The following is a 19,438-nucleotide window of genomic DNA, read 5'->3' as shown; positions in this document are numbered from 1 at the left end:
ATTAGATAAACTATTATTTAAGGAGTTCAATGAGTAGCTTGTTATTAACCTCTTGTGGTTTTTATACTGATGATATTAAAAATCAATTTCTGGATTTTATTGATGGAGATATTGCTCAATTAAAGGTCTCAATTATTACAACAGCATCCCCTAGAAAAGAAACGAATAGATATGCACAAAGAGCAATGCAAGAGTTTAAGGACATGGGATTTCAGCATATCAATTTTGTAGATATTGAATTTGATGACCCGCAAATTCTCTTACATAAAGATGTTATATATATCAATGGTGGAAATCCATTTACATTACTGTATTACGCTAAGAAAAGTGGTGCTGATGAAATTATCAGAACACTGGCCGCACAAAATGTAATTATCGTTGGAGTAAGTGCAGGAACGTTATTACTGGGGCCGAATATTAACATTGTTGATTTCTTTACTCCACAGATGAACACCATGAATTTAACGGATTTTAAGGCATTAGGTGTAACCGACAAGCTTATTTTTCCTCACTATGATCGAGAGGACATATTTAAAGATCGTACTAATAAAACAATTGAAGAGAGAATAGTAGAATTTGAATGCAATGAGAACTGTAAGGTGACAAGGCTTAAAGATGAAGAATATATCTCAATCTTAATGAACCAAGCACATTGAATCGAAGAAGCCCCTGAAATCATACTAGCACCGCATTCACGCTGGGGCTACGCCCCTTGGTCTGCCAGTGGGTTTCGAGCAGACAACTCCTGCGAGGCTAAGTTTTCGACCCAGTCGCTCTTGTAAGCCTCTCGTGAATACAACAACGTTATAGGAAATCAGAGCAAAACAATTATCAAATAATACATAGAGGTTGAGTAACCATAAGTAATGGTTGTCTAAACAACTCGTTGGAGGTTTGCACATGGAAATTGCAAATGAAGTAATCGAAAGTATGTTGATTAAGTTTAACTCTGAGAGGAAATGGACTCTCCAATCGATAGAACAATTGTCAGATGAAGATATAACATGGGCGCCTAACTCTGAAAGTAATAGTATCACAAACCTAGTCGCTCATATTCGAGGCTGTGTTCATTCGAGAATAGAAACAATTTTTTATGATACTCCAGACACTAGGGACAGAGAAAAGGAATTTGAACGTGGACTTAAATATTCTAAAGAGCAAGTTTACAACATGACAAAAGAAGCATTTGATATAATCATTCTCTATCTCGAACACCTCCAATCAAACCCTGAATTGTTGTTATCACAACCGTTTATCAATCGTCCACCTCTCACATATAGCCAGGTAAACAATGAGACAACGGTTCTTAATCTAATGATAGCAATGATTAGAGAAATGCATTATCACACCGGACAAATAGTATATGTAGCAAAGATTAGAAAGGGACAACTTGTATGGAATTATGACTAGTATAAAGGTGCCTAAATGTGAAAGTGGCTTCAATGAGGGCTCTGACATCCTATAGCAGCATATCTACGTTGCGGACCGTTCCGCCCTTGGTTCGCAAGATGTGAGATGCGAAGAAGTGGATTCAGCTTACAACCCTGCGAGGCTAATCTTCGACCCAGTCGCTCCTGTAAGTCTCTCGGGTTCGTGAATACAACAATGTTAGCCGAAAGAAGTTCTTATTTTAGGAGGAGTCTATATGATATTAGAAAAAGTTATAAATAAAATTACCATACAAAGTGAATATAAGGATTTGGTTGATAAGTATGTGGATCATATTCTTAACGAATTCAAAGATAAGATTCATAGCATTTATATGTGTGGCTCGATTCCCAAAGGAACGGCTCAACCTTTTAAGTCAGATGCAGACTTTACTATTGTATGTGCAAATCCCCAAGATATTGATTACGAAAGATTGTCAAATATCAAAGACAGGCTTTTGGAAGAATATCCATTCGTCACTAAGATGGATACGATCATTTGCTCGATTGATGATGTATTAAGTAGACCGAATGATTGGGGTTTTTGGATTAAGATTATTTGTGTTTGCATACATGGGGAGGACATTGGTGAAAAAGTACCCCCGATCATCATTTCTCCAGAATTCATTTTAGACTTAAATACAGATACCAAGGAGGAAGTAGATCGTGTACATCGATCACTTTCTAATGTTAGTGATCACTCAATGAAAACTAGATATATTAAAGGTTACTCTAAGAGATTAATTCGTGCATTATATTCTTTGGTTTTAGAAGATACAGGGGTATGGGAAGATGAAATCATTAAGATGAAAAATGCCATATTAAACTATTGTGAGATTAACGCCGCTTTAGTTGAGTATCTATATGCTTGTTACTTGGATAGCGATGTATCTGTTGAAAAGTTTCTGGAAATCGCAGATGAAGTATATAGCTGTTTTGAGAACGCCTTAAATAAAATGGCTGCTTCCAGAAATTCATTTGGCTAGATCGTAATCACCTTGAGAAGCGAGTGACCACATCCAGCCCTAAGCCCGTTGGGACATCGCCAATACAAAACGTTATCTGAAACTGGCAAGATTGAAAGGAGAAAATATGATACTTGGGTTGTATGAAGCACATTTACCAGTAAGTAACTTACATCAATCTATCGAATTTTATTCTAAATTAGGATTAGAGCTGGCCTGGAGAGATGAAGATACAGCGTTCTTCTGGATTGAAAAAGAAAAGAGTTGGGTCGGTCTATGGCAGGGCAAAGAGCATAAAACTTCTTATCATCCATCATTAAGGCATATAGCATTTCGAGTTAGTTATGAAGATCTTAGAGACAGTGTGAAATGGCTTCAAACTATTGAAATAGAGCCTGTCCCATTTGGAAAAAGAGATTCAATAGATCCATTTGTTAGTCCTAATCAGGGAAATGCTTCAGTCTACTTCAATGATCCAGATGGAAATAGTTTAGAATTAATGTGTTTTGTAAGTGTCCCTGAAAACTTAAAGAATATATCAAATAAAATATCAATCGAAGAATGGGAAGATCTTTTGAAAGATAAAAACTAAAGAATGTATTGGGGTATTTAAAAGAAGTATCAGCATCAGATAACATAATATTTACGCTGCGGCTCCTGCGGAGTCTTAGTCTACCAAATGAAAGCGCTTCAGAAAACGCATTCAATTATGTTGAACGTAGGAATATAGAAACGTCAGGCGAAATAATTGCTAGTGGAAGGAGATTTAAATGCATATTAGAGGAATAATTCTTGAAGGATACTCAAATGCCGGGAAGACTTCAGTATTAAAAGCAATTAAACGTTATCAGTCACAAGAAGAATCCTCAGAACGGAGCGTAGTTATTCTTGGAGAACATTATTCTCAGATTTTGAATAATAAACATGGAGAATATGTAAGTCTAACCCGAGAAGGACACATTGAGTTACTTAAAGAGCGAGTTGAAATGCTCAAGAAACTTAACGATTGGGCAATTCAACTTGGTCCTGCATCTAGAGGATCTAGGGGACTATTTTATGTTCTGGAAAGGTTTCATTTAAATCATAGAGCTGCATTTGTAGATTCGGATTTGGATGAGATAAATAAAATAGAAGAACAGCTTGAGTCTTTAAACGCTAGGTGTATTTTGCTTACAATCTCGCCCGAAGTCGTAGAAGAAAGAATTAAAAGTAGACAACCAGAAGAATGGATCTATAAAACAGAAGAAGAAGTAAGATCGTCGGTAAGTGAATTATTAAAAATCCAAAATGTATTAAGACATCAAGCTCAAATCTCAAGAGTGCCAACACTAGAAATCAATACAGACGCTAAGGATTGGGATGAGTATGTAAGGGTAATCATGGAGGGCAACGACATCGCCTAACCAGATGTTCAAGCATCGTCGCTAGTGCTCCTTGGTCGGATAGAAGCTATAAGCAGAAGAATGTATTTAGCCAGACGTATCAGGCATTCGCCGGTCGTCGTAAACACAAACGTTATGTGAAATCAGTTAAAATCAAAATCAATATGAGGTGCGTAATGGATCGTAAGATTATTCAAACCGCAAAAGAGATAGCAATAAGAATTATTCGCGAAGCAGGTCTAATCTCTAAAGAGAAGTTTGATAACTTTGTTGAACTGAGATCTAAAGATGAATTTGGGGATGTGGTTACTGAAGTAGATCATATCTGTGAAGAAATCATTATCAAACAAATACAAGACGCATTTCCAAATCATCAGATACACAGTGAAGAGGCAGGGCTTATCGGAACTAAGCACGATTGGTTATGGTTAATTGATCCTTTAGATGGAACTAATAATTTTGCGATTGGTTTACCTGTTTTTGCGATATCAATTACCTTAATGTACAAAAGAGAGCCTGTGCTTGGAGTGGTCTATGAACCTCTAACAGAACGGTTATTTGTATCTGTTATTGGTGAAGGGACAAGCTGCAATAATCGACAAATACAAATTAAGAGTAACCCGAATATTTTCAAAGGAAACATAGGTTGGATTCAAGGTCACAGAGTACAAAACGACCCACAAGCAGTAAAACTAAGACAATACATTGATATTAGATTTAAACGAATGTTAAGATTGTGGGCTCCAACGCTTCAATGGTGTATGTTGGCCAAAGGAGATATTGATGGAATTGTTCTGTACAATTCTGAAGGTGATGACTTGTATTCAGGTATCTTAATGGTTAAGGAAGCAGGGGGGCTTGTTATAGATTTTGAAGGAAATAAGTTTAATGGAATGAAAGAAGAACCTTATTTAATTGCATGTCACCCAGACCACAAAGAAGAATTATTGCAAATTGTAAGAGAAGGATTGAGTTAACGCTAGAAGCAACTGTCTTCATCTAACACTATATCCACGTTTCGGAGCCTGACAGCTCCTCGGTCCGCGAGAAGCGAACGGCAGGGAAGAGAATTAAGCGGACACATCCGTCCTGACTAACCGCATCGCGGCTGGAGACCCTTTCGGGTCCTTAAGTCGGTGGGACATCGTGGGTACAGGAAGGTCATTCGACATTCTCTAATTATATTTATGTGGGCTAATTGCATAGAAGCAGGGAGGACATATTAATGATTAGAACAGTTTCACTTTGTGTTATCCGAAGAGGGGAAGAACTACTGTTAGAAGAGTTTTTTGATGAGGATGTAGGCATAACTTATTATCGACCTATAGGGGGAACCGTTGAATATGGAGAAAGTAGTAAAATCACCGTAATTCATGAAGTCAAAGAAGAAATTGATGCAGATATTTCAGAACCTATCTTGATTGGTGTAATCGAGAATATATTCAACTACCAAGATCAAATTGGACATGAAATTGATTTTATTTATGAGGCTGAACTTATGAATAGATCACTTTATGATTTGAAAGAAATAGATGGAATAGAAGGAAGTAAACCCTATAAAGCAGTATGGAAACCACTAAATTATTTTAAGAGGAATTTGACAGTAAAACTGGTACCAGATGGGTTACTAGAGTTGCTTCAAGACGGAACAGATGGAAGATATGTTAAACACTTAAGTAAACGATAGCTTGAGGGATTTGAAGAAGAGGGAGAGTATAACAACGTATTCACTCTGCGTGTTAAAACCTTAGGGCCGGCCAAAGTTATGATCAGGGAAGTGAACAGCCGGACAACCCTGCGAGCCTAAGTCTGGCGATCCGTTCCCTTCGGTAACTTAAGGCTCTCGGGTTCGTAGATACAGGAATGTTATCGGAAATATTCATAAATACTTTATTTTTTGGGGGCATCTCAAGGATGAGTGAAAAAACAATAATTATTGAAGATTACAACAATGAATGGCCTGAAATGTTTTCTGATCTGAAATCCATCATAGAACAAAGACTCGGGGATCTAGTACTTAGAATTGAGCACGTTGGTAGTACCGCAGTACCTGGACTAGCGGCAAAACCTATTTTAGATATTGATGTAGTAATTGATTCTATGGACTTGCTTCCAGATGTAATTCAAGGATTAGAAAGTTTAGGTTACTATCATGAAGGGAATTTGGGTGTTGAGAACAGAGAAGCTTTTGCAAGAAAGGATGCAAATGTGCCTTATAGTATAGTAAAAATACAGAAACCTGAACATCATTTATATGTTTGTAATAAAGAGAGCAAAGAGTTATTAAGACATATATCCTTCAGAGATGCATTAATTAGCAGTCCCGAATTTGTAGTCGAATATGCCAATCTAAAGAAAGAACTTGCTATTAAATATAGAGAAAATCGTCAGTCTTATACGGATGGGAAGACCGAATTTGTAAATAAAGTACTTAAAGAATATGGAAAGAACTTGTAGGTTGCTCAATGGGACTAAAACATCCGATAGCAAATTAACCACGCTGCAGAGGCTAATGCCCCTTGGTCTGTTAGAGATATTTCGCGGAACTCGTATCAGACAGACAACTCCTACGATGCTAGGTCTTCGACCCAGTCGCTGGTGCTCATTAAGCTCTCGGGTTTGTGAATAAAACAACGTTATCGAAAATCTCACAAAGGATATGAAAACGTGAATACTAAAGATTTTAGAAAGCTAATTAGGGTGTATTTTGCTCCAAAACTACATGAGGTTGGGTTTATGGGAACCGATCATCATTTTGTTAAGACAACTGATAATCACTTTATTTACACTCTGGTGATTCAGGCAGATAAATCCGGTGGATCTTGTGTTATGGAGATGGGGGTACATCTAGATTTTCTCCCGAATTCTATTGGGAATTTAAGTCTTCAAATGAAATCACGACCTATGATTGTGAATTCAGAAAACGTCTTGATAAAAAAGCAAATTGGTTTAAGAGATTTTTTACAGTGGAGCGTGAAAGATGGTTTCAATACGGAGAAACAGACGAGGATGCAATAGTTACTATAGATGAAATGACACAGTTATTTTTGGATCAAGGAATGAGTTATTTTTCTCAATTTAATGATCCTAGGATGATTACATCAATTTCATTGGCCGAGATAATAGCTAGATCTAAGAAGATTGAAGATTTTGGAGCTCCACTTGATTTAAGGCTGGTTTTGTTAATTGCAAGAACACATAAATTCCAAGGTAATAATAGGGATGCGAAAGAATATGCTCAATGGGGACTAAATAATATTGGGAAAGCAACAGGACTCATTAAGGACTTTGAGGCCATAGGTCGAGGGAGTTTGTGAGACATCATCTAACATCATATCCGTGCTGAGCCTAACGGCTCCTCGGTCCGCCGAAGGGGAATGGCAAGGAAATGTATTCAGCGGACACATCCCTACCGATTAACCGCATCGTGGCCGCTCCCATTGGTCGCTTAAGTTGGTGAGACGTCGTGGATACAGTAACGTTATGCGCCATTAAAGGAGATAATTTATGAAAAGTAAGATGCTCTTATTATTTTTTATTACGATAATGTTTTCATCTTGTCAAGATAGTAGTCTACCGACTACTTTAAACAGCGAAACTAATTCAATAATGAATTCTGAACTGCCTCCTGATGTTGTGAGTACAGGTGATGGAACAGAATCAAAAGAAATAACGGAAGGTCTATCAGATACTGCTAACAATAAAAAAATATTACCCATGAGCATTGGGAACCTTGATTTAAAAGGAGAATTTTATGATGAAATGCTTCGAAATCGTATAGATCATGATTATGAAGTGGAATTTAATGAATTTCAAAATTCCAAAGAGATTATTACAACATTGGAATGGGGGGCATTTGAAAGCAAATATACAGAGATTTGGGATAATGAGTTGAATCAAATATATAAAATGCTTCTTTCTAAGTTGGATAGAGAATCAAGAGAAGCACTAATTGAATCGCAGAAAGAATGGTTACAGCATCACTTAAGGGAAACAAAATTTGTAGAGAAGACATTTATTAATAATGGTTACCTTGGATCAAAAGGATCAGTAAGCCTAACAACGGTTATACGTGAGAGAATTAGGGAAAGAACAATGCAATTATTTGAATATCGATATTTGCTAGATGGTGAAGTTGAGTTTTTATACCAAAGTACAAAATAGAATTGGAATCTGGATCAAAGGTATTTAGGTAATGCTTCGAAGTCAGTAACGGCACATAACAAAGTATTCAAGCTGCGGGGATACCACGCCTTGGTTGTAAGATGTATAATAATGGAAGAACATTCAGAAAACATGACTCAGCCTAAGATAAGAGCTATCTAAGGCTGGGTTTTTTCGTGAACGTGCAGGACGTTATACGACAGAATCAAAAACAATAGAAAAAGAGGGTCATATAACCCTCTAAATACTAGAATTCTGCAATTCACTAAATAGTTGTAGGGCATCTTTGAAACCTTGTATGTAGATACTTCTTTCTAGGATGGATTGAAGTGAGATTTGTGCGTCTTCGTAAAGAAAAACTGTATGTTGAAGTTGATCGGGCAAAGCATCACGAAGTGTTTTAAAATATTGATCTGTCTCAGCAGAAAGCTGAGTGTACTCCTTATGACACTCCAGAAGCTTAGTATAGAGCAAATCTAAACGTATTCTTATCAGTAGTTCTGTTAATGATTCTACTGTATTAACCATATGTTGTTCCTCCTTTGATTAACTCTATAAAGTTATTATATAACCCCTTGAGGTTAATTACAAGGTGAATATTTGACTTTGTAGAGTTAAAACTTTGCTTTCTGTTGATGATTGCTAATATGAAAGATAAGATAGAATTATGGAGGGGAAAAGATGAACATAATCAGGTGTAATATACGAGAACTCATGGCAGAACATCGAATAGATGATATAACAGAATTGATGGCAAAATCGGGCTTAAGCCGGAATTCGATCAATAAGCTTTATAGGGAAACAAATATAGAAACAACAAAGCTGGAAACCTTATTCAAGCTATGCGATACATTTAATTGTAAATTATCTGATTTGATTGAATACGTACCAGGAGAAAAATAAATAGTGAAGGTCCGGAGCCTTGGTCTGTGGATGGATTTCGAGAAGATTCTCAGCGGATAACCCCCTTTGGGGTTAATCATTACAGAAACATTATCCGATACTCTTAATCAAAACAACAAGCATAGGAGCAATATTATGACAATTATTTTCAAAGAAATAAAAGACATTGATACACAAGCAATTCAGGAACTGTTTCACTCCGTGGACTGGAAATCAGGAGATTTCCCGGAAGATCTTAGACAAGCAATAAACAACTCGCATACGGTTATTACTGCATGGGACGATACTAAATTAGTTGGCTTAATAAATGCATTGTCTGACGGCGTGATGACAGTATATTTTCATTACATGTTAGTACACAAAGAATATCAATCATTAGGAATTGGAAAAAGAATGATGGAACAAATGCTTAGTCGATATTCTAATATCAAAACAAAAGTGCTTATATCTTATGATAGTGCAGAAAAATTCTATGGATTATTTGGATTTAAGCCAGAAGAAGGAACTAAAGCCATGTTTATTTCAGATATGGTATAGCATTGAAGTAAAGATTCCGATCAGATGAGAATTGATTATAGATGGAGTTGTTTTTGAGAAGGTCGCTATATAAAACTCCAATTCGGATATGAAGGGATACCAGATGATAAGTTATAAACCATTTCAAAAATTATTGATTGACAGGGAGATGAAGAAGCAGGATTTATTAAAAATGACGGGGATTTCATCGGCAACAATGGCAAAACTTAATACGAATGAGTATGTATCTTTAGAGGTAATTGATAAATTATGTACGGCATTGGGATGTCAGCCTGGAGATCTATTGGAGCATATAGCAGATCAATGATGGGATGATAACATCTGCTGGTTACTCAAAGATGAGATTCTGTCGTATAACATTTTATTCAAGCAGCCGCTCCTAAAGGAGCCTTGGTCTGCTGGATGGATTCCGAAGTTGATATTATGGTAGACGCCTCCGAGTTTGTTGAACTGCATAAAAACAGGAAGGTGATTAGAAATCACTGCTATAAATTAAAGAGGAGAAGCTAATTAAGTCTAGACCTTTAAAAATTCATATTATAGGTTCAACCGGTAGTGGAAAAACATATCTTGGTCAAGTTTTATCAGAGAAGTTAAATATAAAATATTACGAACTGGATACAGTCATGTGGAGCAGTAGAGTGGAATTTTCAGGAAAGAACCCTCCAGACATGAGAGATAAATTACTACATAAAATAATTGATAATGATAGTTGGATTGTGGAGGGAGTATATTATAAATGGCTTTCTGATAGCTTTTCAAGAGCAGATGTAATTTATTACCTAGATACTAATGTGTTAATTCGACATTTTAGAATTATCATGAGATTTGTTAAACAAAGAATAGGCTCCGAAAGATCTATATACAAGCAAACATTAAGAGGACTAATTGAAATGCTTATCTGGAATCATAAATTTAATAGTACAAATCGAAAAGAGATCTGTAGTTTCTTGTCCCCGTATAAAGACAAATTGATAATCTTAAAAACCAACAGGAAAATGATTAGTCTACTCAATGAAGGTAGTGAAATCATATAACTCCCCATTCACACATCGGGATATACGTTCTCTCTGTCAGCAGGAGTTTTAACAGAGAAGCAGGAGACATGTATATCAAGGATTTATTCTGTCCCTTGTTTAAAGTGAATAAAGGATATTGGGAAGATCATAAAGAATTAAAGATTGAATTAGATGAAGCGATTAGAACATATGAACAAGCTAGAAACATGATAGAAGATCACATAAGTGAATACAGAAGTGGTGACTTGTAACAGGGTGCAAGAATCTCGACATTCATCCGCATTACATCCAGCATACGCTGGGTCTTATATACAGAAAAGTATGTGAAATCGACGAAATTATTTAACGAGGGTGAACAACAATGAAGATAATAAGAAATAGTGAAGAACTTGAAGGAACTGGTTATATTGAAGTTTTACCCGGGAAGTACCTTGGGCAATGTTGGAATGAGAACTCAATTTACTTTGATGAGGAAGTATTCGGCTATATAGAGAAAACAATAGAAAGTATATTTTCTGGATATGATCATCATGCATTTAACGAAATACATCGAAAAACGTGGGAGGTGATCCTTGAGGATTTGAAAACGTTTGCTAATCTCCTTGATGAAAAAGTAACAATGGAATTAATAAATGAACATGTGTATTTCTTCTTTGGCAGTTCTAAAGATGATTTTCAACAAGATTTTCTCAATAGTGTTCAGAGACTTCGTGAATTAATCATGGAGTTTGTTGTATGGATTAAAGAGCAATTAACAACTCATGATTATGTTTCAGTTCTAGGGATTTAGCTATAGCTATTCGAGGAAGAGTGGTTATTTAAACCAACATAGGAGGAATTAGAATGAAATTTATCGTTTCTGCTAGTGTAATCGTTCTCAATGAACATAATGAGATTTTACTCATGAAAGGTCGAAGAGGTTGGGAAATGCCTCAAGGTTGTGTTGAAGAAGGAGAGACTATTAGGCAGGCAGCAGTTCGAGAAGTGAAAGAGGAAACAGGGATTGACATTGAATTAATTAAATTTTGTGGATTGTATCAGAACATAACGCGCGGCGTATGCAACAATATATTTACTGGAAAACCGATTGGTGGAGCTTTAACTACCAGTGATGAAAGTGAAGAGGTGGGCTACTTTACTTTAGAAGAAGCTCAGCAAATGATAACATGGGGAAATTTCTATGACAGAATTCATAATGCATTAGATGAGCAAAGCCATCCATTTTTGATTGAATTTTCAGAATAAGTCCATTCATCAGAACAATAAATTCACGCAACGGACTTACTTCTTCGGCTCGAAGACGAGATTTCAATAAATTGGAGAGAAAACTTCTATTTAAGACACTCCATAAGTTCTGCATTATGGTAGATTCCACCTTAAAATCGTTCCTATCTTGGTTGGTGATGTTCTAGACAAACACCATTCACCCAAGATAGGGGCGCTTTTTTTTGCTTTTACACTTCGCAAATGGAACATTGTGGGTTATATTGGATATGATTTGGTTCTATAGTAGAGAAATGGAGAGGTGGACAACCTTGGATGAAAATATACGCTTTCCGATAGGACACTTTGAGCCAAGTCTTAAATTCTCTAATGAGGACCGAATCCACATCATAGGTCGAATTTCCGGAATTACGAAAACCTTAAGAGAGATTACACAACATCTCAATGATGATCAACTTTGTACTCCTTATCGTGATGGCGGTTGGACGATCAAACAGATTGTGCACCACCTTGCGGACAATGACATGAACGCTTATATCAGATTTAAGAGAGCCTTGACTGAAGATGAACCGATGGCAAGCTCATATCGAGAGGATTTATGGGCATCATTACATGATTACAGGAATACGCCCATTGAAGATTCAATTTTGCTGATGGAGATACTGCACAAGCGATTTCTCACGCTGTTGTATCTTTTACATCCCGATCAGTTTAGACGAAAACTCCGAACAGAAGTGTTAGGTACAATTTCATTGGATATGGCGATTCAAAGATTTGTATGGCACGGGCAGCATCATATTGCTCAAATTAAATCTTGTATAACATTACAAGGGTGGTAGGGGCTTATACATTTAAAGTATGGAGGTAACATATGGGGAATGGAAGGATTCTGGGCATTGCATATAATGTAATTCCAGTGAAAGATTTAGAAGTGTCAGCCGCCTGGTTTGTAAAACATTTTGGATTTAACATTCGCCACCAACGCGAAGGATATTTGAGTTTATTTAGGGGTGACCGCCCAATTTTGGACTTGATCCAAAGCGATAATGAAACACGAGCGACATTTGAAGTTCATCAGAAAAAGAGATGGGTCATTACATTTTTCACTGATGATATTGGTTCTTTACATGACTACTTAACATCAGAGAATGTGAAAGTAGGGGCTATTAGTGATGAGGGACAGTATGGGAAGTTTTTTGTGTTAGAAGATCTGGACGGTAACTTATTTGATGTGTGGGAACACCATGATTGTGAATTGAATTTCTAATGAGGAGCCTTGGTCTGCTGCTATCAATCACCTAGGATCTGTATGTAAACGGATTCAGGACTAGGTGAGTGACTACATTTGATATATAAAGTCAAATAGAAGTGAATCTAGATTAGGGGGATGCGGATGTTGATTGAAGATGAGAACGTATACCCTAACTGTTCAGTTGAAATAAGAACTGTAGACATTGGCGGCTTAACAAAGCCACAGCTTATTCAGAAACTGGACCAATACTCTATTTCATTGAATAGATATGGAGAACAGTTGTTAAATGATGAAAGATTTATAGTTTCCAGTACAAAGCAAAGCTTGCAAACGGTTGAGTTAACCGTCAGACAACTTGGATTTTCGGATGGTGCTACGACTTTTGAGCTCTTTCGAAGAGCAAATGATCTTGGGCTAGAATGTTGTCCGGTCGAGTTAGGACCTTATCTAAGAATGCAATATTTGGATCAGCCCGAGCTATGTTCTACCAATATTTCAGAGGGTAACAAAGCTCCGTCCGGTTCCATTACCATAGCATCTGCAGCCCTTACGGAGGATAATGATTTCCCAAAAGGTTTTTATCTCAGACGAATAAACGACAAGTTATGGTTACGAGGATATCTTGCTGACCATTTGCATGTTTGGAGTCCTAATGATCGCTTTATCTTCTGTAGGGCTCAGCTTTCTATTGTATGAAGATCAGAAAGGTATTTTTGAAAGCAAAGGAGTGAAGGACCAATGGATATCAAAAACAAAAGCGGAGATGTGCTTGGAAAAATTCAAATTGAATCCTTACGCACTGATCATGCGATTGACCGAATCGTCATTGACCTAAAGCCTGGTGACGGGAAGGCGATTTACACTGCAGATGTTACAGAGAACCAATTCACGCAGCAGACCAATTATGCAGCTATTCCATGGGAAGACGGTCTGGAAAAATTGCAGAAACATTATTCTCCATGGCAGCCGAAATTTCCGATTGATTCTGATATAGATGCCATTCATGTATTTTATGGATTTGATAATTTAACTCCGCAAGAAATCGATGAAATGATTGAAGAAAGTAACAGGTCAGGTAGAAATGTAGTGATTCGAGACCTGAAGCCCAATAACAAGGTTGTGGGTATCAGCATTACGTATCAAGAATACGGTGGTTATAAACTTAACATTTTCGGGACAACAAAGAGCCGGATCCCATTGCCTGATCATGGTGGTATTTCGGTTAAACAAACAGCTATACGTGGCGTCCAAGCATTTTATATTTTCGATAATGAAACTTCCCAATTGATATGGATCGAAGAGGATGTGCATGGGAAGGCGCTGCAATACGAGATCATTGGCAGAAACATGTCAGAAGATCTTGTGATGAAGATCGCGAAGTCAATGAACGGATAATGTTTATATTATAACTGTTCTAAAAGGAGTTTCTATGAATCGGACGATAATGATTAGCGATATTCATGGCTGCATTGATCCATTTAATCAGTTATTGCATGATATCAATTTCAACTCGAAATATGATCAGCTAATTCTGCTTGGAGACTACGTAGATCGAGGTCCCAACAGCAAAGATGTCGTTAATAAGGTGATTAAATTAGTTCATGAACATCATGCGATTGCATTAAGAGGTAATCATGACCAACGGTTAGTTGATTTTATAAATGAGGGGAGTTCCGTAATTAAAGCGAAGTTTATTGAACACGGTGGTATTCAAACACTTCAGAGCTATTGTAATATTGAAGGCGCAATTTCTGATGAAATGTTGGATCAAGCGAGAGAGGCAATAAAAATGGATTACGATCATCATATTGATTTTTTGAGTGAATTACCTCTATATCATGAGGATGAAGCTCATATTTACGTTCATGCCGGATTAAACCCTGATTACATAGAATGGTGGAAACAACCAGATCATGATTTTATGTATATCAAAGATAAATTTATTCATCATACGTTTACCAATCTACACAAAAAGATCGTATTTGGACATACAACAACGATAGACATTCATGGATCTGGGGATGTTTGGTTTGGTGAAGACAAGATAGGCATTGATGGTGGATGTGCCTATGGAATGCAACTGAATGGTTTAATTTACCAAAATTGTTCTTACGTAACTTCTGATTCAAAGTTTAATCTGAGTGAGGTGCAGCGATGAGTTACAAAGCTATTCTCATAGACCAATTAAACGCCTGTTATCATGACAAGAACTGGTTTATACCGCTGCATGATATTTTGACAGACCTCAATGCGGCGGAGGCCGCTTATGTAAAGAATGAGGGGGAGCACTCCATTTGGGCGATCGTCAATCATCTTATTTTTTGGAATGAGAAGTGGCTTGAGAGATATGTTGCCGAACAGGTCGACGGGCAGCATTCAGTGAATAATGAGGATACATTTGACATGGATCTGTCTAACTTGAATGATGTGGAATGGCGCAAGGCATTACATAGACTGAAAACCGTCTTTGGTGATTGGAACAGGGCACTTGAAGATAGTGAAGAACATAAATTGACCCGTGAAATCCCTTCCTATTTCAACGCGCCATGGTGGGGAGTTGTATCAAATCTATGTATTCATAATGCCTATCATATTGGCCAGATCATGCTGCTCAAAAAATCAATGAAACACACCTAGTACACGCTGTATTACGTTTATAAAATTATACTTAAGCAAAGGAAGATGAACATCATGGAAAAAGGCAAAATTATATTTTTGAACGGTGTAACCAGCTCTGGTAAAACTTCAATTGTAGAGGCGATGCAATCCTACGATGATCCGTTTTTCTATGTTGTGGCTAATGATTTATTTGAAAATACGATTGGTGATAAACATCTTCAGACGGATTACTGGAAGTATCTGAGTGAAGCGATTGTAATGATGTATCATACGGCAAAAGTATTTTCAGACCATGGCAAGCATGTTCTGATCGATGGCATACTTGTGGAGAGACCGGAGCTCGCGCCCCATTATGAACAAGTAAAACAGATTTTTGAAGGGTATCCACTGGATATCGTTGAGTTATATTGTCCCATCGATATCTGCCGTCAGCGGAACATTGAACGTGGGGATCGAAGAGAAGAGCAATCGGATGAGCAGCATCAAATCATGGCCCAAAACATCAACTATAGCTACTCCATTGATACAAGTATGAACACACCGGAAGAATGTGCGGAGAAGATTATTGCAGCACTGTTCAAGACCAATCATGAACCATTGAAAAATATGTAAAGGTTATATTACGAAGCTATAGTGGAATCGATATCTAGTAACAACTTTGTCTGCTTTGGTCTGGAGGATTAAATGAGGAATTCAATGGAATTACAAACAAGAAAAAGTGTAATTAATGATTTAAAGGCAATGGGGATAAGGGAGGGCATGACGATAATCGTTCATTCCTCCTTCAAAGCAATAGGTAAGGTTATAGGTGGCCCGGTAAGTGTTATTTTAGCTCTGGAAGAAGCCGTAGGAACCAATGGAACCATTGTCATGCCCACTCAAACAGAACATCTTTGTGAACCTTCAGAGCATGACGCGAACCTGTCTTCAGAGGAAATTGAGTTCATCAAAGACAATATGCCTATTTATTATCCTGATCTAACCCCAACCTCGTATATGGGCATCATTCCTGAGGTGTTTCGGAGGCAAGATGGTGTGTTTCGAAGCTCACATCCGCACATGTCTTTTGCTGCCTGGGGGAAAGACGCAAAACGGATAATGGAAGATCACAACTTGCATTATGCATTAAATGAGAAATCTCCGTTAGGAAAAATCTATGATTTGAGTGGATACATTCTGTTACTTGGTGCGCCTACAAATAGTAACACCTCCTTACACCTGGCAGAGTATAAACAGCAGAATACATTTGTTAAGCCAAAATTCTGGGGAGTAAAAATGCTGGTGAATGGGATTGAACAATGGACTACATACGATGATATTAACAATGAATCGGATGATTTTGAATTGATTTTTAATGAGTTTAAGATCCAGACTAACGCTGTTACCGAAGGAATGGTAGGGAAAGCAGTGAGTTATTTGATACCCCAAAGAGAGATGGTTGATTATGCTTTGGGATGGATGAATCGGAACCGAAGAGAACATATAGAGCAGTGAATCATCTCAAAAAGAAAGAAGGGGGAAATGTAATCATGACCAAAGAAATTGAACATTTGCTTCAAACTTTTGAAGAATGGGCGTTGTTTGTCAAAACGATGAATCATCTCGAGGAGAAGACCTGGAATTCCAGTATGGAAGAAGGGAAATGGACGATAAAATCCATCGTCAGTCATATCATGTTATGGGACCGATATTTTTACAAAGAAGCGATTGAGAAGATTGCTCTGAAGCAGCCAGTTACGTTGAAACATATGAATTTTGAAGAGTTTAATCGCAAAGCTATTGAATTTGGTAACCGCACAGAGACGTCCGAAATCGTAAATAAGGCTATCACGTACCGCCATAAAATTATGAATGACATTCGAGGGTTATCGGAGGAACAGCTTCATCAGACGTATTTGGACGCAGAGGGGAACGTATTTTATATTCCCCAATACCTTAAAGATTTTATATGGCATGACCAGCATCATATGGAACCGTTGAAGAAATATCTTGCCAACCTTGAAGTGTAAAGGGGTTAGTAGGCAGGGGGCGGCACGGAATACAGCATGTGGCTTGCTTTGATAATACGTATTCCAAACCAGGGAGGGATTGTAGTGAGTACTCATACGATTGAATTAACTCAGGAAAATCTGATTGGTTCATTTACCAATGATGTAACCCCCATTTTGAGCGTGAGATCTGGTGATTCCATTCGTTTTCAGACGCTGGATGCGGGCTGGGGCGCGGGTGAGAGTTATGCGGAACGCATGAAACCTTTTGATCGACAAGGTGAAAAAGATGGAGGTCATGCATTAATCGGTCCGATCTATATCGAAGAGGCGAAGCAAGGACAGACGTTGGAGATTGTTTTCAATGAGATCGTACCCGGGAGTTACGGGTTTACTTCCGCTGGCGGATATCCGAACTGGCAGAACCAGAAGTTACATCTAACAGAGGTTGAAGAACTGTCGCTGAATTGGACACTTGATCGTCAAACGATGAGTGGAACCTGTGAAATACACGGGAAATCCTTTACGGTGTCTCTCTCGCCGTTTATGGGAGTAGTGGGAATGCCACCAGAGTCACGAGGGATTCATACGACTTGGCCGCCCCGTTATTGCGGAGGGAATATCGACTGCAAGGAACTGGTGCAGGGAAGTAAATTATATTTACCTATCCCCGTAGACGGAGGTTATCTCGCGATTGGTGATGGTCATGGCCGGCAAGGAGATGGTGAAGTCAGCTGTCAGGCCATTGAATGTCCAATGGAGCTTGTCGATATCAAGATCAACGTGATTGAAGATATGATTTTGACCAATCCTCGTGCACATACGCCGTCAGGCTGGCTTACCTTCGGTTTTCATGAAGATTTGAATGAGGCTACCGTTCAAGCATTAGACGGCATGTTAAATCTGATGGGTGAGTTGTACGGACTAGATCGAGTGGAAGCGATTGCACTTGGAAGCGCGGTAATTGACCTGCGTATCACCCAAATTGTGAATGGTGTTAAGGGTGTGCATGCTGTCCTTCCGCATGATGCTTTTAAGTAACTTAATGCCTGTTATACGTCCTACTAGATGTTTTTATTTTTCCACTTAAGAACAGGAGGGAATACATGAGTGATCCGCGTTCAACATACAGTATCCAAACGGCAGTGTTAAGTTTACAAGAGGAATTAGAGAGATTAAAGATACAGGCGGTAATGGGGTGGTCCAAAGAATTTCGAAATCTAGAGTGGTATGGGTTGAAAAATGGAATGCGTGTATTGGAGGTCGGAAGCGGACCAGGTTACATTACAGAGCAATTATTAAACAGTTTGCCAGACAGCGAGCTTACCTCGCTTGAGATTGATCGTTCACTGCAAGCACAAGCCAAAGAACGGCTGAAAGATATTCCTTCCAAGCGATTGCAATTTGTAGAGTCTTCCATCTACCAGACGGATCTGCCTGATGATTCTTTTGATTTTGTCGTGGCAAGACTGATCTTTCTTCATTTGAACAATCCTGTCGAAGCCGCACAAGAGATATATCGTGTACTGAAGCCTGGCGGCCGCCTTGCCATTATTGATGTAGATGATGGTGTTTTTGGTGCAGTGAATCCTGATGTCCCTGCTTTGCATACGGTATTAATGAAAATTTCGGACTATGTGGCACAACACGGTGGTAATCGCTTAATTGGCAGAAGTCTGCCGCGTCTCCTTTCTGAGAGCGGGTACATCGATGTTGACATTGATTCTGTCCTTCAACATAGTGATTTGTTAGGCATAGAAGGGTTTAAGCAGCAGTTTAATCTTAATCGTTTTGTACATTTTGCTGAAAAAGGTGTGATCAGTTCGGAGGAGTTTGCTCAGCTGCAACACGCTTCTGAAGCAATAAATCATTCCCCGGAAGCCTATGCCATGATGAATTTCATTACAGCTTGCGGCACGAAGCCTCTGTAAGAGCTGTGTACGTTTGAAATAAGGTTT

29 protein-coding genes are annotated in these 19,438 nt (G+C 38.1%); 28 read left to right on the top strand and 1 reads right to left on the bottom strand.

Translation table 11 applies throughout. The features are described from left to right. Positions 1-29 precede the first annotated feature (29 nt). The 11 genes from QVE09_RS06720 to QVE09_RS06675 all read left to right on the top strand — a co-directional run bounded on the left by QVE09_RS06720 (position 30) and on the right by QVE09_RS06675 (position 7,938). Complete coding sequence (locus QVE09_RS06720; RefSeq protein ID WP_315936236.1) at positions 30-656, top strand: Type 1 glutamine amidotransferase-like domain-containing protein; 627 nt, start codon at positions 30-32, stop codon at positions 654-656. Between the two features lie 244 nt (positions 657-900). Beyond that, positions 901-1,410, top strand: coding sequence for a DinB family protein (locus QVE09_RS06715; protein ID WP_315936235.1), 510 nt, complete (start codon positions 901-903; stop codon positions 1,408-1,410). Positions 1,411-1,645: 235 nt separating this feature from the next. Then, positions 1,646-2,413 (top strand): nucleotidyltransferase domain-containing protein, encoded by a 768-nt coding sequence (locus QVE09_RS06710; protein WP_315936234.1) that lies wholly within the window; start codon positions 1,646-1,648, stop codon positions 2,411-2,413. 106 nt (positions 2,414-2,519) lie between these two features. After that, entirely contained in the window at positions 2,520-2,984 is a 465-nt protein-coding gene (locus QVE09_RS06705; RefSeq protein WP_315936233.1) for a VOC family protein, read from the top strand. Positions 2,985-3,162: 178 nt separating this feature from the next. Continuing rightward, the gene (locus QVE09_RS06700; RefSeq protein ID WP_315936232.1) at positions 3,163-3,795 is read left to right on the top strand and encodes a hypothetical protein; all 633 of its coding nucleotides are present in this window, start codon (positions 3,163-3,165) and stop codon (positions 3,793-3,795) included. Positions 3,796-3,950: 155 nt separating this feature from the next. Continuing rightward, the gene (locus tag QVE09_RS06695; protein WP_315936231.1) at positions 3,951-4,751 is read left to right on the top strand and encodes an inositol monophosphatase family protein; all 801 of its coding nucleotides are present in this window, start codon (positions 3,951-3,953) and stop codon (positions 4,749-4,751) included. Between the two features lie 248 nt (positions 4,752-4,999). After that, positions 5,000-5,461, top strand: a complete 462-nt coding sequence (locus tag QVE09_RS06690; RefSeq protein ID WP_315936230.1) for an NUDIX hydrolase — start codon at positions 5,000-5,002, stop codon at positions 5,459-5,461. Between the two features lie 227 nt (positions 5,462-5,688). Beyond that, entirely contained in the window at positions 5,689-6,231 is a 543-nt protein-coding gene (locus tag QVE09_RS06685; protein ID WP_315936229.1) for a GrpB family protein, read from the top strand. A 210-nt stretch (positions 6,232-6,441) separates the two neighbouring features. Further along, positions 6,442-6,792, top strand: a complete 351-nt coding sequence (locus QVE09_RS31530; protein ID WP_397387014.1) for a DUF4304 domain-containing protein — start codon at positions 6,442-6,444, stop codon at positions 6,790-6,792. After that, positions 6,741-7,091 (top strand): hypothetical protein, encoded by a 351-nt coding sequence (locus QVE09_RS06680; RefSeq protein WP_315936228.1) that lies wholly within the window; start codon positions 6,741-6,743, stop codon positions 7,089-7,091. Before QVE09_RS31530 ends, QVE09_RS06680 begins: the two co-directional genes overlap by 52 nt. Positions 7,092-7,281: 190 nt before the next feature. Then, the gene (locus QVE09_RS06675) at positions 7,282-7,938 is read left to right on the top strand and encodes a lysozyme inhibitor LprI family protein (protein ID WP_315936227.1); all 657 of its coding nucleotides are present in this window, start codon (positions 7,282-7,284) and stop codon (positions 7,936-7,938) included. Positions 7,939-8,178: 240 nt separating this feature from the next. Here QVE09_RS06675 and QVE09_RS06670 read toward each other — a convergent pair whose 3' ends face one another. After that, positions 8,179-8,466: a DUF6809 family protein gene (locus tag QVE09_RS06670; RefSeq protein ID WP_315936226.1), complete on the bottom strand. Its 288-nt coding sequence runs from the start codon at positions 8,464-8,466 to the stop codon at positions 8,179-8,181. Positions 8,467-8,619: 153 nt separating this feature from the next. Between QVE09_RS06670 and QVE09_RS06665 the strand changes: the two genes are divergently transcribed. The 17 genes from QVE09_RS06665 (at position 8,620) to QVE09_RS06585 (ending at position 19,411) form a co-directional block, all read left to right on the top strand. Further along, on the top strand, positions 8,620-8,841 hold the full coding sequence (locus tag QVE09_RS06665) for a helix-turn-helix domain-containing protein (RefSeq protein WP_315936225.1): 222 nt from the start codon (positions 8,620-8,622) through the stop codon (positions 8,839-8,841). Between the two features lie 135 nt (positions 8,842-8,976). Beyond that, positions 8,977-9,378: a GNAT family N-acetyltransferase gene (locus tag QVE09_RS06660; protein WP_150367609.1), complete on the top strand. Its 402-nt coding sequence runs from the start codon at positions 8,977-8,979 to the stop codon at positions 9,376-9,378. A 103-nt stretch (positions 9,379-9,481) separates the two neighbouring features. Beyond that, a complete protein-coding gene (locus tag QVE09_RS06655; RefSeq protein WP_315936224.1) occupies positions 9,482-9,685 on the top strand; it encodes a helix-turn-helix domain-containing protein in 204 nt (67 codons plus the stop codon). A gap of 798 nt (positions 9,686-10,483) precedes the next feature. Next, positions 10,484-10,648, top strand: a complete 165-nt coding sequence (locus QVE09_RS06650; protein ID WP_315936223.1) for a hypothetical protein — start codon at positions 10,484-10,486, stop codon at positions 10,646-10,648. A gap of 110 nt (positions 10,649-10,758) precedes the next feature. Then, positions 10,759-11,187 (top strand): hypothetical protein, encoded by a 429-nt coding sequence (locus QVE09_RS06645; protein WP_315936222.1) that lies wholly within the window; start codon positions 10,759-10,761, stop codon positions 11,185-11,187. A 53-nt stretch (positions 11,188-11,240) separates the two neighbouring features. Then, positions 11,241-11,642: an NUDIX hydrolase gene (locus QVE09_RS06640; RefSeq protein ID WP_315936221.1), complete on the top strand. Its 402-nt coding sequence runs from the start codon at positions 11,241-11,243 to the stop codon at positions 11,640-11,642. A gap of 290 nt (positions 11,643-11,932) precedes the next feature. After that, complete coding sequence (locus QVE09_RS06635; RefSeq protein ID WP_315936220.1) at positions 11,933-12,460, top strand: YfiT family bacillithiol transferase; 528 nt, start codon at positions 11,933-11,935, stop codon at positions 12,458-12,460. 32 nt (positions 12,461-12,492) lie between these two features. After that, positions 12,493-12,888, top strand: coding sequence for a VOC family protein (locus QVE09_RS06630; RefSeq protein ID WP_315936219.1), 396 nt, complete (start codon positions 12,493-12,495; stop codon positions 12,886-12,888). A 126-nt stretch (positions 12,889-13,014) separates the two neighbouring features. Beyond that, positions 13,015-13,569 (top strand): helicase, encoded by a 555-nt coding sequence (locus QVE09_RS06625; protein WP_315936218.1) that lies wholly within the window; start codon positions 13,015-13,017, stop codon positions 13,567-13,569. 42 nt (positions 13,570-13,611) lie between these two features. Next, the gene (locus QVE09_RS06620) at positions 13,612-14,268 is read left to right on the top strand and encodes a hypothetical protein (protein ID WP_315936217.1); all 657 of its coding nucleotides are present in this window, start codon (positions 13,612-13,614) and stop codon (positions 14,266-14,268) included. Between the two features lie 34 nt (positions 14,269-14,302). Beyond that, complete coding sequence (locus QVE09_RS06615) at positions 14,303-15,031, top strand: metallophosphoesterase (protein WP_315936216.1); 729 nt, start codon at positions 14,303-14,305, stop codon at positions 15,029-15,031. Further along, a complete protein-coding gene (locus QVE09_RS06610) occupies positions 15,028-15,510 on the top strand; it encodes a DinB family protein (protein ID WP_315936215.1) in 483 nt (160 codons plus the stop codon). The genes QVE09_RS06615 and QVE09_RS06610 overlap by 4 nt, the downstream gene beginning before the upstream one ends. 54 nt (positions 15,511-15,564) lie before the next feature. Then, positions 15,565-16,104, top strand: coding sequence for a phosphotransferase-like protein (locus QVE09_RS06605; protein ID WP_315936214.1), 540 nt, complete (start codon positions 15,565-15,567; stop codon positions 16,102-16,104). A gap of 84 nt (positions 16,105-16,188) precedes the next feature. After that, positions 16,189-16,986: an AAC(3) family N-acetyltransferase gene (locus tag QVE09_RS06600; RefSeq protein ID WP_315936213.1), complete on the top strand. Its 798-nt coding sequence runs from the start codon at positions 16,189-16,191 to the stop codon at positions 16,984-16,986. 35 nt (positions 16,987-17,021) lie between these two features. Further along, positions 17,022-17,501 carry a DinB family protein gene (locus QVE09_RS06595; protein WP_315936212.1) on the top strand — a complete coding sequence of 160 codons (480 nt, stop codon included), beginning with the start codon at positions 17,022-17,024 and terminating at the stop codon, positions 17,499-17,501. Between the two features lie 84 nt (positions 17,502-17,585). Beyond that, positions 17,586-18,521, top strand: coding sequence for an acetamidase/formamidase family protein (locus tag QVE09_RS06590; protein ID WP_315936211.1), 936 nt, complete (start codon positions 17,586-17,588; stop codon positions 18,519-18,521). 65 nt (positions 18,522-18,586) lie between these two features. Then, positions 18,587-19,411: a methyltransferase domain-containing protein gene (locus QVE09_RS06585; protein ID WP_315936210.1), complete on the top strand. Its 825-nt coding sequence runs from the start codon at positions 18,587-18,589 to the stop codon at positions 19,409-19,411. Positions 19,412-19,438: the final 27 nt, after the last annotated feature.

This window comes from Paenibacillus sp. ClWae2A, assembly GCF_032452295.1.
Taxonomy (GTDB): Bacteria; Bacillota; Bacilli; order Paenibacillales; family Paenibacillaceae; genus Paenibacillus.
This window is presented reverse-complemented; position numbering and strand designations above follow the sequence as displayed.

Excerpts from the sequence above, each read along its gene's own strand:
- QVE09_RS06720 (WP_315936236.1), top strand. The coding sequence starts at position 30 with ATGAGTAGCTTGTTATTAACCTCTTGTGGTTTTTATACTGATGATATT.
- QVE09_RS06715 (WP_315936235.1), top strand. The coding sequence starts at position 901 with ATGGAAATTGCAAATGAAGTAATCGAAAGTATGTTGATTAAGTTTAAC.
- QVE09_RS06710 (WP_315936234.1), top strand. The coding sequence starts at position 1,646 with ATGATATTAGAAAAAGTTATAAATAAAATTACCATACAAAGTGAATAT.
- QVE09_RS06705 (WP_315936233.1), top strand. The coding sequence starts at position 2,520 with ATGATACTTGGGTTGTATGAAGCACATTTACCAGTAAGTAACTTACAT.
- QVE09_RS06700 (WP_315936232.1), top strand. The coding sequence starts at position 3,163 with ATGCATATTAGAGGAATAATTCTTGAAGGATACTCAAATGCCGGGAAG.
- QVE09_RS06695 (WP_315936231.1), top strand. The coding sequence starts at position 3,951 with ATGGATCGTAAGATTATTCAAACCGCAAAAGAGATAGCAATAAGAATT.
- QVE09_RS06690 (WP_315936230.1), top strand. The coding sequence starts at position 5,000 with ATGATTAGAACAGTTTCACTTTGTGTTATCCGAAGAGGGGAAGAACTA.
- QVE09_RS06685 (WP_315936229.1), top strand. The coding sequence starts at position 5,689 with ATGAGTGAAAAAACAATAATTATTGAAGATTACAACAATGAATGGCCT.
- QVE09_RS06675 (WP_315936227.1), top strand. The coding sequence starts at position 7,282 with ATGAAAAGTAAGATGCTCTTATTATTTTTTATTACGATAATGTTTTCA.
- QVE09_RS06670 (WP_315936226.1), bottom strand. The coding sequence starts at position 8,466 with ATGGTTAATACAGTAGAATCATTAACAGAACTACTGATAAGAATACGT.
- QVE09_RS06665 (WP_315936225.1), top strand. The coding sequence starts at position 8,620 with ATGAACATAATCAGGTGTAATATACGAGAACTCATGGCAGAACATCGA.
- QVE09_RS06660 (WP_150367609.1), top strand. The coding sequence starts at position 8,977 with ATGACAATTATTTTCAAAGAAATAAAAGACATTGATACACAAGCAATT.
- QVE09_RS06655 (WP_315936224.1), top strand. The coding sequence starts at position 9,482 with ATGATAAGTTATAAACCATTTCAAAAATTATTGATTGACAGGGAGATG.
- QVE09_RS06650 (WP_315936223.1), top strand. The coding sequence starts at position 10,484 with ATGTATATCAAGGATTTATTCTGTCCCTTGTTTAAAGTGAATAAAGGA.
- QVE09_RS06645 (WP_315936222.1), top strand. The coding sequence starts at position 10,759 with ATGAAGATAATAAGAAATAGTGAAGAACTTGAAGGAACTGGTTATATT.
- QVE09_RS06640 (WP_315936221.1), top strand. The coding sequence starts at position 11,241 with ATGAAATTTATCGTTTCTGCTAGTGTAATCGTTCTCAATGAACATAAT.
- QVE09_RS06630 (WP_315936219.1), top strand. The coding sequence starts at position 12,493 with ATGGGGAATGGAAGGATTCTGGGCATTGCATATAATGTAATTCCAGTG.
- QVE09_RS06625 (WP_315936218.1), top strand. The coding sequence starts at position 13,015 with ATGTTGATTGAAGATGAGAACGTATACCCTAACTGTTCAGTTGAAATA.
- QVE09_RS06620 (WP_315936217.1), top strand. The coding sequence starts at position 13,612 with ATGGATATCAAAAACAAAAGCGGAGATGTGCTTGGAAAAATTCAAATT.
- QVE09_RS06615 (WP_315936216.1), top strand. The coding sequence starts at position 14,303 with ATGAATCGGACGATAATGATTAGCGATATTCATGGCTGCATTGATCCA.
- QVE09_RS06610 (WP_315936215.1), top strand. The coding sequence starts at position 15,028 with ATGAGTTACAAAGCTATTCTCATAGACCAATTAAACGCCTGTTATCAT.
- QVE09_RS06605 (WP_315936214.1), top strand. The coding sequence starts at position 15,565 with ATGGAAAAAGGCAAAATTATATTTTTGAACGGTGTAACCAGCTCTGGT.
- QVE09_RS06600 (WP_315936213.1), top strand. The coding sequence starts at position 16,189 with ATGGAATTACAAACAAGAAAAAGTGTAATTAATGATTTAAAGGCAATG.
- QVE09_RS06595 (WP_315936212.1), top strand. The coding sequence starts at position 17,022 with ATGACCAAAGAAATTGAACATTTGCTTCAAACTTTTGAAGAATGGGCG.
- QVE09_RS06585 (WP_315936210.1), top strand. The coding sequence starts at position 18,587 with ATGAGTGATCCGCGTTCAACATACAGTATCCAAACGGCAGTGTTAAGT.